Genomic DNA, 14431 nt, shown 5'->3' with positions numbered 1-14431 from the left:
CACAATTAGACGATACCTTGCGCAAGCATAGCATCTGCCACCTTCAGGAAGCCAGCGATGTTCGCTCCGGCAAGCAGGTTTCCTGCACAGCCATACTCATCCGCTGCCTGAACACAGCTGGTATAAATGTTAGACATAATGTCATGCAGCTTGGCGTCCACTTCTTCAAATGACCAGGACAACCGCATGCTGTTCTGCGACATTTCAAGTGCGGACACGGCAACACCGCCAGCGTTAGCTGCTTTGGCTGGTCCAAACAGAACGCCTTCTTTATGGAACACATCAATCGCAGCCAGCGTGGAAGGCATATTCGCTCCTTCACCGATCGCTTTAACTCCGCCTTGCACGAGCAATGCAGCAGCCTGTTCGTCGATTTCGTTTTGCGTTGCACAAGGCAGCGCGATATCACAAGGGATAGACCAGATGCCTTCACAGCCTTCGGTATACACGGCATGTGGATGCTCTTTGACATATTCGCTGATCCGCAGACGATCAACCTCTTTTAATCTTTTTACGGTATCCAGATTGATTCCTTGAGCATCATAGATGTAACCACCGGAGTCACTACACGCCACAACATTAGCTCCAAGCTCCTGAGCCTTCTGAATAGCATAGATGGATACATTACCTGAACCCGAGACAACAACCGTGCTGTCCTTGAAGCTCAGTCCTTTGGATGCCAGCATTTCCTTCACAAAGTACACGCATCCGAATCCGGTAGCTTCCTTACGTGCAAGACTTCCTCCGTATAGGAGCCCTTTACCTGTAAGTACGCCGGCTTCATGTCCACCGCTGATACGTTTGTACTGTCCGAACATATAACCGATTTCCCGTGCACCTACACCGATGTCGCCTGCAGGTACGTCCGCATCGGAACCGATATATTTGTACAGTTCAGTCATGAAGCTTTGAGTGAAACGCATGACTTCCAGATCTGATTTTCCTTTTGGATCGAAGTCGGAACCACCTTTACCACCGCCGATTGGCAGGCCAGTCAGGGCATTTTTGAAAATTTGTTCGAACCCAAGGAACTTAACAATTCCCGAGTAAACGGAAGGATGGAAGCGAAGTCCGCCTTTGTACGGACCAATTGCGCTGTTGAATTGAACACGGAATCCCCGGTTTACTTGTACCTTACCTTGATCATCTACCCAAGGCACGCGGAATGTAATAACACGTTCTGGCTCAACAAGCTGTTCAAGCAAGCCATTCTCCCGATATTTCGGGTGAGCTGCAATGACAGGAATAAGCGAGTCCAGGATCTCTTTGACAGCCTGATGGAATTCACTTTCCTGTGGATTTCTGGCGATAACTGATTCGTAAACGGAATGAACATACTCTGCGGCAGATACTTGAGTTGAATCTTTAGTTATAGTCGACACTTTTTCAATGCACTCCTTTATTGTGCTAAAGTCTTGGGATGGCTATTTGTATAAATTGCATAAAAGTTTGTAGTTAAATATACAGGAAACAAAATAAAAATACGAGATGAAAACCCATAAAATGTTTTTTATGACGTTATTAAAATCTTCTATGGATCTGTCATATGATGTAAAGGTTAAGTTTGGAAGCTGTATGGACGCCTTTTTAACGTTATACAACGCAAAGTTAACGGAATAGCTGGATTAAAAAATTAGTTTTGGTAAGATGGTAGTAAGACCGCGGTATCCGTGGTTTTTTTATCTATATGAAGGAGGAGAACAACATGATGAAGAAAAACATGCGAATCAACATGGAGAACAGGGCTTGTATAGGAGGTGAGATCTATTATGAACCATAGGTCCTCCTTTCAAAACTGTAGAGAAATGCTGGTGAACCAGCTCATTATATTCGGTGAAGAGAAAAGAACATTTCTCGACGCCTATTTTGACGTACGTGATCCGGAACGCTTGCAGATGGAACGGCTGCTTGCGAACTATACGACGTGTGTGGAGAAGCTCCTCCTGGGTTCGGATGAAGCTCTGGACTCGGTGGTACTTATCGGTAGCTTGATCCGGTTTGAATACGCTGATTTTCACACATCGGATTCATTCACCATTGGTATGCCGGATGACGCGGACCCGGATGCGGGGCGTATTTCCTTCCTCTCCCCTGTGGGCCGGCAATTACTGCTTGGACTTAAGGGAGAAGTGAGGTCCATTAATATACCAGCTGGCTCCATGCGGGTACGTATTACGGATATTACGTTGAACAATGAATCCTTGAACCGGATGTCTACTGGGGGTGCAGATCATGCACTTTAAAGAGACGGATTTGCCGGGAATTGGACGCAAATACTGGCTGCACACACGCAGCGGTGAGCATTTGGTCATCGTCATCCATAATGATGAGCGACGTGACCTGTTTCACATGGAGTCAGGTGATTCGCCTGAAGAACTGGGAGACATGGTGTCACTGGTCACACTGGATGATGATGAGGCACGTGCGGTAGCGGCTATTGTTGGCGGCATGACGTACAAACCAACGTTTCAGGATGAGCGTGAAGTGATGCTGGAGGGGCTGTTAATTGAATGGCTCCGTATTGAACCGCATTCAGAGAGCATAGGAAGAACGATCGGAGAACTGAATATTCGCCAGGCAACAGGTGCGGTTATTCTGGCTGTGGTCGAGAAGAACAGGACGAAGCAGTTTAATCCGGGTCCGGACTATACCTTTACTGCGGGGGCTACGGTTGTTGTCGCTGGGGAACGGGATCAGATCAAACTGTTAAAACGGTTGTTATCCAATGGACGGCTCTAGCCTATGGATATGCTCATATTCGAAGTGGGAATTGCCGTTGCGCTGATTACACTTACGGGGCTAATATCTGCACGATTACGATTTTCAGTCATACCTTTCTATATCCTGATTGGCATGGCTGTTGGACCGCATGCACCACAGATTGGCATTGTGGATCTGCGTTTTATCGAAAGCTCGTCATTTATTGAATTTATGGGCAGGCTGGGCATTCTGTTTTTACTTTTTTATCTGGGGCTTGAATTCTCGGTTTCCCGTCTGCTGAAATCGGGCAAAGCCATTCTGACCGGAGGCATGTTCTACGTTGGACTAAATTTTGCTTCCGGTCTGCTGCTGGGCTGGTTTATGGAGCTGCCACTCAAGGAAACGTTGGTTGTCTGTGGCATTATGACGAGTTCTTCCACAGCTATTGTGGCTAAAGTACTCGTCGATTTGAAGCGCACGGCGAACCCCGAGACGGAGATTATTATGGGCATGATCATGTTTGATGATCTGTTCATCGCCATTCATATCTCGATCCTGACGGGGCTTGTACTGAGTGGGGCTACCTCATTCCTCAGCGTCTTTCTTGTATCCCTGTCTGCGCTGCTGTTCATTGTACTATTTCTGATTATAGGCAGGAAATGCATCAAGTATATCGATAAAGCACTCAACATCAAATCATCGGAGTTATTTCTGCTCACGGTTATGACACTGCTCTTTCTGGTGGCGGGTTTCTCGGAAACCTTACATGTGGCCGAGGCGATTGGGGCTTTGATGATGGGGCTGGTTCTTGGGGAATCGAGACATGCCAGCCGAATTGAGCATCAGATCATGCCGTTTAAAGATTTCTTTGGTGCCATCTTCTTTTTCAGCTTTGGCCTGACCATTGAACCATCATCCCTCGGCGGTGCCGTCGGAATGACGATCATTGCGGTGGTTCTGACGATTGCCAGCAACTACGGAGCAGGAATGATCGCTGGAAGACTGGCAGGGATGACTCCCAAGGCTTCTCTTAATGTGGGTTTCACGCTGGTGTCCCGGGGAGAGTTCTCCATCATTATGGCGAACATCGGCAAGGCCGGAGGTCTGATGGCATCCATTCAGTCTTTTGCCGTGTTATATGTGTTGATTCTGGCAGTGCTTGGCCCGATTCTGACTAAAGAATCGCCCTGGATTTACGCTCAATATGCTCGCTTGAGGAAAAGAATGAAACGAAAGGAGACGGGATGACACCTTGTAATCTGTTGCTGCACTTATGAAGTTGAAGCTCGAAGTGAGCAAAGGGATGCACAGGGCTCAACCTGGAGAAACTGGACTATAATCATTGAAGATTGTTATATAAAGAAATATGCTCAAAAGTATGCTTAATGAAAAGCCGTGCAATGCACGGCTTTTTTTGGTTATATATCAAGCCTTCTTTTGGAAGAATTCAGGTTAGGGGAACATGGATTCGAATGTTCTTGATATGAACCGCGACTCCGCCCACTTGAATTTCTGTAATTTCCTTGGAAATGCCCAGCGTTAATCTGGCTCGGATCTCCGAGGGACGGTTCATGGTGTATCCTTGTCTAATCGTATAGATTGTATCATTGGGATCTGAAAGTTGGTTGTATTTATGTAAATAACAGAGTAAAGCACCGTTAGATGTACCTGTTGCGCTCTCTTCCGGAATATCGTAAAGGGGAGCAAAATTCCGGCATTCTGCCAGAGCGACCTCTGCATCTGGTTCGAGTGCAAACACGTGATAACCTACGACATGGTTAGCTTTGCTAATTTCAGCGATAAGCTGAAAGTCAGGAATGATTTTTGGCAGAACATCAACATGTTTAACCGCAATCAAGATATCACGTAATCCGGTAGACACGATCTGCACAGGTAATTCGGCGTGCAAATCCTCTGTAGGAATACCCAGAGAATCCGCAATTTTTTGTCGGTCAACAATCTCTCCAAACTCTGGTAGCGCCTGAGACAGATAGACTTCACCATTATTCTGGACAACCACTTCAAGTATTCCGGCGAGTGTCTCCAGTGTGTACATACCTACCTCAACGATATGCTGTGCTTTCATTAAATAAAACAAAGCAATCGTTGCATGCCCGCATAGATCAACTTCATCATTAGGGGTGAAGTAACGTACTTTGAAATCTGCCTGATCCGATGGCATAACAAATGCCGTCTCTGAAAATCCAACTTGTCTGGCAATCTCCTGCATCTGGGATTCGGATAAGTGTCCTGCTTGTAAAACAACTCCTGCAGGGTTTCCGCCTAGAGGCTTATCGGAAAATGCATGTAACGTACTTACTTCAATGTCCACAATGCTACCTCGCTTGTTCGGTTATTTAGGTTCAACAGTTCTACATTATATCATGGTTCCTGATCAGGATTGTGACCCCAAACCTGCTGCGAATTCGTGAATATAGGTCAAGTGCACGTTCGGGAAGGGTAATGAAGAAGGAGAGCATAACGATAATCCTATGGAAAGGCTGGTATCTCTAATGAAAGCCATTGTGATTGAAGAGTTCGGTGGAGCAGAACAATTGAAGGAAAAGGAAATGACCAAGCCGACAGGTGGAGTGAATCAGGTGCTGATCCGCATTCGTGCTACTTCTGTGAACCCGGTAGATTTCAAAATCAGACAAGGCCATATGAAAGAGGCGGCGGATTCTTTCCCACTCATATTGGGCGGGGATGTCGCCGGTACGGTAGAAGAAGCGGGTTCGAATGTGGCCAGGTTCAGAGCGGGAGATCGCGTATTTGCCCGTCCTCGCCATTTCGGGACCTATGCAGAATATGTGGCTGTGGATGCAGACATTATTGCCCGTATTCCGGAAAATCTGAGCTTCGAGGAAGCAGCTGCCATACCATTAGCAGCCATGACGGCCTGGCAGGCACTTGTTGACCATGGACGGCTTGCCAAAGGACAGAAGGTTCTCATTCACGCGGGAGCAGGTGGTGTAGGAACCTTTGCCATTCAGATTGCCAAACATCTTGGCGCTGAAGTGGCTTCCACCGCAAGTGAATCGAATGAGAAATTGCTCCGTTCGCTGGGTGTGGATCATTTTATCAATTATAAAAAAGAAGACTTCTCGGAGATTCTCTCCGGGTATGATGTCGTGCTGGACACGATGGGTGGCGATATTCAGCGTGACAGCTTCAAGGTATTAAAGCCGGGTGGACATCTGGTATCGCTTGTGGAACAACCGGATGAAACGCTGGCTAAGAAAGCAGATGTAACGGCCAACGTGTTCATGATGGAACCCAAAGGGGACCAACTTGATCAGTTGGCTGAGCTCGCTGCTGAGGGCAAGCTGAGACCCATCATTGATGAGACATACCCCTTAAGTGAACAAGGACTGCGTGATGCGCACGAAAAAAGCGAAACCCATCATACACGCGGGAAACTGGTCATTCGAGTAGAATAGATGAGGATTAACGTTGAATGTTTAAGTTAGATTTTTGTTCTGACGTACACCTCCTAAAATTGACATTGGACATACCCATATGGGGAACCGGTGAGATTTTAGGAGGTGTATTTTTTATGCGGAAAGAGAGCACACGAATAATATAATTTGAAAGAATGGAATATTACGGTATATACTTGATGTAAGTATTGAAAAAGGAATGAGAACGATGTAGTCTTTGAAGACTTAGATCCCAAGGCCAGATCTCCGTGAGGTAGGAGTAAATAAACCTTAGGAGGATCTATAATGAAAAATAATATTTGGACAGGTCATAAAGTTAGATTACGTGCAATTCTCCCAACTGATTGGGATAAGTTCCACAATAATGATTCTGATTCTGACTGTGCTAGACTTTGCGATGTAATAAATTTCCCGAGATCGGAAGAGGGTACAAAGGCTTGGGCTGAACACCAGGCATCCCATGGTCCTGATGGGGATAAAATTATGCTCGCAGTCGAGACTTTAGATGGAGTATTAGTGGGAAGTATAAGTTCGAATAACTGTGATACCCGAAATGGAACTTTTACGTACGGTGTTGCTATCTTCAGAGAATTCTGGCGCAATGGTTATGCTTCAGAAGCTGTAAAAATATTGTTGCGATATTACTTTGAGGAGTTACGCTATCAGAAAGTTACCGCACATGTTTATGCTTTTAATGAAGGTTCACTAGAACTTCATGAGCGTCTTGGATTTGTCCAAGAAGGGAAACTCAGAAATATGGTATTCACTAATGGACAGCATTACGATGAATATCTCTATGGTTTGACTAAAAGTGAATACTCGAAAATGAAGATATGAGAGTAGGCTACCCTAGTGGTAGCCTTTTTTCAAATAACGGGAAACGATAAATTAAATCTGAGGCGGATGTAGGCTGAATCTCAGAACATGACCTTCTATTAGGTGTCTTGGAACTGGGTCTTGAATAAGATAAATATCCCGAAATTTTCCTGGATCGGTTTAAGCTAACCGTTACTTTAAAAAAGGTTTACAGGTAGACAATCTGATATTGAAATACAATAAGGAGGTTATCTGATGGTTGATGTTTTTGCTGTATCAGACATTATTGTTAAACATATTAAGACTCATTACCCTCAAGATGTTGCAATTGTCGGCTATTACGGATCATATTTGCAGGGGCGAGCAACTGAACGTTCGGATTTGGATTTCTTCTTTATTCCAGCAACGGCCAGGGGTAGAGAAGTGGAGTGCCAGTTTATGATCGACGGTATCAGTTTTGATTTCTGGCCCATCGGATGGGATCGTGCTGAAAGAATGGCAACATCTGAAGAATGGAATACGACGATTATAGCAGACTGTGAATTGTTATATGTCCGATCAGATGATGATCTGGTCAGATTCATGGAACTTCGCGAAACAATATCGAACATGGGAAGTAAATCCAGAACATCGGATATGATCAGCAAAGCTGAATCCGTATTAAAGGAATGTTTGATCAGCATAGCTAAAATGCGTCTTTCCAAAAATGCCAAGGATCTTTCCTATTGTCGAACCCAGGCTCAAGAGATTACGGGAAACATTTTCATGTCGCTTGGCTTTTTGAACCAAATTTACTATAAGCGCAGTTGGGGTCACTATCGTGAGCAAGTTAGAAATCTCCCCATTAAACCGGATCAACTGGACCCATACCTTGATACCATTATGTTCAGCCTTTCTCCAGATGAAATAATATCAGCGTGCGAGAAGCTGACAGCGGATACACTTTGTCTCATATCGGAGCGACAAAACAGCCAAGAAGATCTTCGCTCTTATAAAGAGCAACTGCGGGGGTACTACGAAGAGGAAAAAGGTATGATGAATAAACTGTTAACCGCTTGTGAAAAAGGCCATTACGAAACAGCTTTCTTCGTTGCTATTGGGGTGCAAGACGGATTATCCCGAATATTGTACGCGGCAGAAAAGGGACGCTGGCCTGGTATTATTGACATGGGTGAGCATCGCGAATTTTACGTTAATTATGGGTATCCAGATCTGGTTGCACTGTTGAATCCAAACGATTTTGAACCGTTGCGATTAGCCGTCCTGCAGCTTATAGATCAGTTGGAGAATCAGCTCAAAAGAGAAGGTGTATCTATCAACCAGTTCGACTCTGTTGCTGAGTTCGAATTATTTTACATAAACAGAGTTTGAGGACAGGGAATAATGAGGCGGAATGAATTCCAAAATAGATAATAAGAAGGCAAGTCTGTGTTTAATTATTATCAAATTTAAAAACTTTACTGACGGAAGGTGTCAGTAAAGTTTTTTTATAATAGGGGTATCAAATAGAAGGGGAGTGCATTATGCATACCAAAAAAGTGTATCTTTATGTATTTAATACGATGTCAGACTGGGAGGTAGGTTATTTAATTGCTGAACTAAACTCGGGAAGGTATTTTAGAAAAGGGCTGCCGCCGATAGAAGTGGTTACCGTGGGAGTTGATAAAAGTCAAGTGACTACCATGGGAGGGATGGACATACTGCCTCGCATTTCAGTTGATGAGTGTATGTTGGAAAGCACGGATGTGTTGGTTCTTCCGGGTGGAGATACTTGGATGGAAATCATTCACGAACCGATATTGAAGAAAGCTGCGACATCATTAGAACAGGGTCATATTGTTGCGGCAATTTGTGGGGCAACCTTTGGACTTGCAAGGATGGGATTGTTAGACTCCAGAAGTCATACAAGCAACGATCTGGAATATATGAAAATGATTTGTCCTCATTACATGGGAGAAAAATACTATGAGAGGGTACCGGCCGTAACGGATGACAATTTGGTTACTGCATCAGGCATAGCACCGTTGGAATTTGCGATGCATGTATTGCAGGTACTGGATGTATTTACACCGGAGACTTTAGATTCATGGTTCAAGCTATATCAGACTCATGATCCAAAATACTTTTTCGAGTTAATGAATTCTATCAAATAGTTGGCATTTCGATATTCTCGCATGGGGTGGAATAAGATATAATAGGAGGAATTTATTCCATTCTATGTATGAGGTGATTCGGATGTCCAATGAACTCATTCAAGCGATTCAATTATTAAAAGAAAAGAAGTGGGTGGATCTGACCCATACGTTTGGACCGGAATCTCCACATTTCTCAGCTTTTGCTGCGGCACAATTCGATACGTTGTTTAATCACGATCAAGGTTTCTTTGCTCAGAGTTTCAGGTTTCCCGGTCAATATGGTACGCATCTGGATGCACCGATTCACTTTGTGCGTGATACCCGTTATCTGGATGAATTGGGGTTGAAGGAGCTTGTGCTACCGCTGGTAGTCATTGATCAATCTGTAGTTGTAGAGCGCAATCCGGATTTCACGCTGGATGTCGAGCATATTCTTGAGTTTGAAAAAGAGCATGGTGTTATTGAAGCTGGCAGCTTTGTAGCACTGCGTACCGATTGGAGCAAACGCTGGCCCAGTCATGAAGCATTCGACAACAAGGACGCTGAGGGAAATAGTCATGCACCCGGATGGTCAGTCAGTGCGCTAATGTTTTTATTCGAGGAAAGAAAAATACAGGCGATTGGTCATGAAACCTTCGATACCGATTCAGCCGTGGATTATCAAAAGAACGGGTCGCTTCTGGCGGAATATTATGTACTTGCCCAGGATACATATCAGGTAGAGCTGTTAACGAATCTAGATCAGGTGCCGGCCAAAGGTGCGGTGATCTTCAATATCGTACCCAAGGCGGAAAAGGCGTCTGGCTTTCCAGTGCGCTCGTTTGCCATACTGCCGTAAAATAAGGTTGTACATAGACATATCGCAATTGACTCAGATGCAGTTCCTTCCGAATGACTCACATATGAGATTTTAACAAACAGAACGCTCAGATAAATAATAAAGGAGGCGTATTCCGCCTCCTTTTTATGTGGTTACTTTTGATCCGAAGAGGGATCCTGAGTGAATCGTTGTGAAATTTTCTTCTCTGTCTTCTTACGCCGTATCCAGCGCTTGAAAATACCTTCTTCTTTTCTTCCCTGCAGTGTTTCTTTCATGCCTTGGATCATAAATTCGGATCTTCGTCTGTCATCCCGACCAATCTCGCGCAATTCCTTAATAAATTTGTCGTCCATATCTGCCTCTCGCTCATTAAGTATATCTTCATTATACCGAACGTACGTTCTTTTATCAAGTTTTACCATAATCGAATTTTTGGGGCGATTCTAGTGAGATAGAGCACAGGATTTAGCCTTCTCCATATGTGAAAATGGAATAGAATTTTCAGTAAAATTTGTATAACATGTCTGGAGGGTGAGGGATGAGGAAGGGTGATGAAGGTGAAAGGAAGCATGAATGTGGACCTGGAAGGTCGTGGGTGCTCATTATTATGCAGGGGTTACTGGGCATTGGTGCGATCATTGGAGGGGGAGCACTCATTATCGATCCATCGGGAAGTCTTGTCAATATGCCGGATTCATTGTTAGAGCATTCTCCGTTTGGCAGTTTTTTGATCCCGGGAATTATACTAATGTTGGTTCTTGGCGTTGTGCCACTGATCATTGCCGTTTCACTCATTCGCTACACTCACTGGAAAATAGGTGAGAAACTGAATCTTTACTCGAATCAATACTGGGCATGGACGTACTCGTTATATACGGGATTTGCTCTAATCATCTGGATTATGGCTCAGGTATACTGGATACAGCATGTATCTATCATCCATCTAGTCTATTTTGCTTGGGGAGTAGGTATCCAGATCGTCACTCTGCTGCCTGGCGTACAGCGAAAATATCAAGCAGATTGCTCAACAAAAACATTCTCCTTATAAAATAAAACGGCTGTCATCTGGATCTTGGATTGATCCGGAGGACAGCCGTTTATCTGTATTGTTACTTGGAAGCCTGATAGGCGTTCAAGAATTCTTTCACTTTTGCCGGATCGGACTTCAATTCATTTCCGGTCTGAACTAGTGGGCTTACTGTGGAGTACGCTTTAAGTTTATTGTTTTTGTAGAACTGCAGTATGTCATCCTGATTAATGGAGTACAGTACGGATTTTCTCAGGTCACTGCTCTTGGCAACTTCCCGATTGGCAGTGTTGAACAGCAGATAGGAAACCGCATTGCTCGGAATGCTCTGCAATTGCAATTTGCTGTCACCTTTGATGATGTCATATTTCGTTTCAGGCACCCCGTAGTATAAGTGAATTTCGCTACTACGAAGAGCAGATAGCGCACTGTCGGCATCCGAGATGAATCGTACATTCACCTGAGAAATCTTGGGTGCATATTCAGAGCCTTTACGGTAGCCGGGATTCTGATAGAATACACCTTCATAATCATTTTTATATGCCAAGATATATGGGCCGCTGGCATACAGGGTGTTGTTGTACGAAGCACCTTCAGTCACGGTATTCTGATCGCCGTAAGGAATGTCTTTATTCACGTCAAACGAAGCTACATCATACGTATTGATGCTCTCGACCTGCTTTTTGGATACAATGCCAGCAGATTGGTGAGCCAGATAGTTCAATACTTGCGGGAAAGGTTCGGTGGTTGTGAGTTTCACAACTTGATACTTCCCGGCAGCGTTATTGGCTTTGTTTTTGTCCGTGACCAGTTCCGTAATTTTGGTGCCAAGCCCTTGTTCCAATGCTTCTTTAACCGTACCGCTGCCACTGGATTGCTGAATGGATTCCAAGGCGCCCAGATCGGTTACCAACTCGGCCTCCTTGATATGTTCGTGAAGGCTGTATGTCCGGTGATCCGGTACGGAATCTTTGTTTTTGGCGCGATCGAGAGAGAAGATGACGTCATCTGCGCCGACTCGTTCACCCGTATCTACAGCCTTTTTATTATCAATCTTGGCAAAGTTGATATCGTCTCTGAGAATGAAATAATACTCCGAGTTTCCTTCAGCAATACTGAAATTGTGAGAGAGTGATCCCTCTGCTGTGAGCTGATCGTCATCTGTCAGGTTAACGAGACGTACATACATGTTGGTATTCAATTGGTTGATGGACCCGTCGTTTCCTTTGATCGGGTCAAGGGAAGTCAGGACGGAAGCGGTTTGTGTCAGAATTAAGGGTTCTTTTGTATTTTTGGAGCTATCTTTGAATTCAATAGGTTCCCATGCCATGGCGCGGGATTTGGACAAGCGAACGGTGTCTGCATTCAAAATGTCTTTGTTCACAGCCTGACTTTTCAGGGAAATGTACAGCGGAGCGATATAGGCTTGATCCGTTACCAAGCGGTCCTCCAATTGTTTATACGTATCCTTGTATTCGTCCGGAGTCTGAGTAGCGGCTTGGTCAATAAGTTTATCGATTTCCTCATCTGCGAGAATGCTGTAATCCCCACCCGTTTTGAAAAGAGAACGGACCGCATAATCCGGGTTTCCAGTTACGGTTGTCCAGCTGGACAACGCAATATCATAATTCCCTGCATCCTGCTGGGATTTGTAGCTGCCGTAATCCGGCTGCAGATTCAGCTTTACATTGAAGCCGTTCTTGGTGAGCTGGTCGCGGATAATATTCACGTCATTTTCGGAAGAGCTCTGAGCCAGTAATTCGATGTCTACCGGTTTTTGGTTTTGCGTGTTCTCCGATGTATCGGATGGCGCAGTCTCGGACTGCGATTCCGTCTTGGTCTTCACATTGCAACCTGAGATTACAAGGACGAGAATCAATAGTAGTGCGATCAACGTACGTTTTTTCATGAAAATACCTCCAGATAAGTTCATAATTATTGTTCAAATTGAATTGAAAGCAGTAAGTTACGCCTTTTCCAGCTTTGGATCAAGCGCATCGCGCAGTCCGTCTCCAAGAAAGTTGAACGAGAGTACGAGCAGAATGATTGCCAGACCTGGATAAATGGCCAGATACGAATGGGTTTCCAGATACGTACTGCCCAGCTTGAGAATGTTGCCCCACTCAGGAATATGCGGCTCCACGCCGAGGCCCAGATAACTTAAACTGCTGGTGGCGATGACTGCCCCGCCGATGGTGAGCGTGGACTTGATAATCATGGGTGCGAGTGAGTTCGGAATAATATGTTTGAAAATAATAGACCGATTGTTGTAACCCAGCGCACGTGCGGCTTCAACAAATTCAAAAGTAGATACATAGAGTACACTGGCTCTCATGGTTCGTGCATAGGTTGGGATCGAGCCCAGACTGAGCGCCAGAATAAGATTGACCGTATTGGCCCCGAACGCCGCAATGATGGCGATAGCGAGCAAAATACCCGGAATGGCATAGAGAATATCCAGCAATCGCATGATAATATTGTCTGTATGTCTTCCATAGAATCCCGAGAATGCTCCGAGAATACCGCCAATGAATACCGGAATCAGAGTTGACATGAAACCCACGATTAACGATATACGGGCACCGAATACAATCCGGGAAAATAAACACCGTCCAAAGTCATCTGTTCCCAAGGGATAGGCGAGCGATGGGGACTGAAGCAAGGCCGAGTAGTTATTTTCTACAGCCATGCTGTAATCAAAAGTAAAGAAGCTGCAAATCGATATCGAGAACAGGAAAATGATAAAAAACAAACCGGACATTGCTGTGACATTCGGAGCGAGACGCTCCCACAGATCATTCCAGAAGTTGGATTTTTGTTTACCCTGTCTGCGAATTCGTCCAATGATGGAAATACCCAGCAGCAGTGCGAACACATTGCCTGTGACCGAAGTCAGGATGAGTATCGTACTTACGCCCAGCATCCAGCGCGGGATGATCGAGGCTGAGGTATATCGGGATACGATAAACAGCACAACCAAATCAATCACCAGGATAAACAGCAGCGCCGCCATGGCTGGCAAAAACGTATCCGCAACATACGGTTTGAATATATTGAGTGCCGAGACCCCAATAACGAACAGCTGGGTCAGCAGCATATACACCGCAAATGTATACTCAATGCTCTTTGTCTTTTTGATCAGGTGAAAAGCGGCCGTTACGATAAAGATATTGCCGGAAACGATACCCAGCAGCTGAACCCAGGCGAGTCTGCGAGTCAGCACAGAGATTGTGCCCTGCCGAATCAGGTCTCTCCGAATTCGGAGCGTCAGCACACTCTGGACCAGCGTGAAAAATAGATAGATTCCGAGTGCTGTCAGCAGAAATGGCCTGAACACCTGGAGGCTCCAGTCATAGATGTTGAATAACAGTAACATCGACAAGAGAAGGGAAGTGACCCAGGCGAAGCTCGCCTGACTGTACTCCTGTGAAGACTTAAGTCGAAAACGCATTTCTTGTGTAAGTGAACCCGATTTTGTCATCATGCACCTGCT

The 14431-nt window shown here is 45.0% G+C and carries 14 protein-coding genes; 9 read left to right on the top strand and 5 right to left on the bottom strand.

The genetic code is table 11. The annotated features are described in order from the left end of the window. Nucleotides 1-5 precede the first annotated feature (5 nt). Nucleotides 6-1382 carry an NADP-specific glutamate dehydrogenase gene (gdhA, locus tag P364_RS0102820; protein WP_024628646.1) on the bottom strand — a complete coding sequence of 459 codons (1377 nt, stop codon included), beginning with the start codon at nt 1380-1382 and terminating at the stop codon, nt 6-8. A gap of 387 nt (nt 1383-1769) precedes the next feature. On the opposite strand from gdhA, the gene P364_RS36005 reads away from it, so the two are divergent. Genes P364_RS36005 through P364_RS0102805 form a run of 3 tightly spaced genes read left to right on the top strand, consistent with a single transcriptional unit; the run spans nt 1770 to nt 3948 of the window. Beyond that, entirely contained in the window at nt 1770-2243 is a 474-nt protein-coding gene (locus P364_RS36005) for a GreA/GreB family elongation factor (protein ID WP_024628645.1), read from the top strand. Continuing rightward, nucleotides 2233-2739 (top strand): cation:proton antiporter regulatory subunit, encoded by a 507-nt coding sequence (locus P364_RS0102810; protein ID WP_024628644.1) that lies wholly within the window; start codon nt 2233-2235, stop codon nt 2737-2739. Before P364_RS36005 ends, P364_RS0102810 begins: the two co-directional genes overlap by 11 nt. Before the next feature lie 3 nt (nt 2740-2742). Continuing rightward, nucleotides 2743-3948, top strand: coding sequence for a cation:proton antiporter (locus P364_RS0102805; protein WP_024628643.1), 1206 nt, complete (start codon nt 2743-2745; stop codon nt 3946-3948). 199 nt (nt 3949-4147) lie between these two features. Here the strand turns inward: P364_RS0102805 and P364_RS0102800 are convergent, their stop codons facing one another. Next, on the bottom strand, nt 4148-5032 hold the full coding sequence (locus P364_RS0102800; RefSeq protein WP_024628642.1) for a PhzF family phenazine biosynthesis protein: 885 nt from the start codon (nt 5030-5032) through the stop codon (nt 4148-4150). Between the two features lie 181 nt (nt 5033-5213). Between P364_RS0102800 and P364_RS0102795 the strand changes: the two genes are divergently transcribed. From P364_RS0102795 to P364_RS0102775, 5 genes are all read left to right on the top strand, one after another. After that, nucleotides 5214-6140: an NADP-dependent oxidoreductase gene (locus tag P364_RS0102795; protein WP_024628641.1), complete on the top strand. Its 927-nt coding sequence runs from the start codon at nt 5214-5216 to the stop codon at nt 6138-6140. Between the two features lie 285 nt (nt 6141-6425). Next, nucleotides 6426-6977, top strand: coding sequence for a GNAT family N-acetyltransferase (locus tag P364_RS0102790; RefSeq protein WP_024628640.1), 552 nt, complete (start codon nt 6426-6428; stop codon nt 6975-6977). A 234-nt stretch (nt 6978-7211) separates the two neighbouring features. Continuing rightward, complete coding sequence (locus P364_RS0102785; RefSeq protein WP_024628639.1) at nt 7212-8327, top strand: hypothetical protein; 1116 nt, start codon at nt 7212-7214, stop codon at nt 8325-8327. A 152-nt stretch (nt 8328-8479) separates the two neighbouring features. After that, on the top strand, nt 8480-9109 hold the full coding sequence (locus tag P364_RS0102780; RefSeq protein ID WP_024628638.1) for a type 1 glutamine amidotransferase family protein: 630 nt from the start codon (nt 8480-8482) through the stop codon (nt 9107-9109). Between the two features lie 82 nt (nt 9110-9191). Beyond that, nucleotides 9192-9929 carry a cyclase family protein gene (locus P364_RS0102775; RefSeq protein ID WP_024628637.1) on the top strand — a complete coding sequence of 246 codons (738 nt, stop codon included), beginning with the start codon at nt 9192-9194 and terminating at the stop codon, nt 9927-9929. A 134-nt stretch (nt 9930-10063) separates the two neighbouring features. Here P364_RS0102775 and P364_RS0102770 read toward each other — a convergent pair whose 3' ends face one another. Beyond that, the gene (locus P364_RS0102770; protein WP_024628636.1) at nt 10064-10264 is read right to left on the bottom strand and encodes a hypothetical protein; all 201 of its coding nucleotides are present in this window, start codon (nt 10262-10264) and stop codon (nt 10064-10066) included. A 185-nt stretch (nt 10265-10449) separates the two neighbouring features. On the opposite strand from P364_RS0102770, the gene P364_RS0102765 reads away from it, so the two are divergent. Then, the gene (locus P364_RS0102765; protein ID WP_024628635.1) at nt 10450-10959 is read left to right on the top strand and encodes a hypothetical protein; all 510 of its coding nucleotides are present in this window, start codon (nt 10450-10452) and stop codon (nt 10957-10959) included. Between the two features lie 61 nt (nt 10960-11020). Here the strand turns inward: P364_RS0102765 and P364_RS0102760 are convergent, their stop codons facing one another. Beyond that, on the bottom strand, nt 11021-12847 hold the full coding sequence (locus P364_RS0102760) for an ABC transporter substrate-binding protein (protein ID WP_024628634.1): 1827 nt from the start codon (nt 12845-12847) through the stop codon (nt 11021-11023). 57 nt (nt 12848-12904) lie between these two features. After that, the gene (locus tag P364_RS0102755) at nt 12905-14419 is read right to left on the bottom strand and encodes an ABC transporter permease (RefSeq protein ID WP_024628633.1); all 1515 of its coding nucleotides are present in this window, start codon (nt 14417-14419) and stop codon (nt 12905-12907) included. Nucleotides 14420-14431: the final 12 nt, after the last annotated feature.

The organism is Paenibacillus sp. MAEPY2 (assembly GCF_000499205.1).
Lineage (GTDB): Bacteria > Bacillota > Bacilli > Paenibacillales > Paenibacillaceae > Paenibacillus > Paenibacillus vandeheii.
The sequence above is the reverse complement of the archived record's forward strand: the minus strand, read 5'-3'. Positions and strand labels throughout refer to the sequence as shown.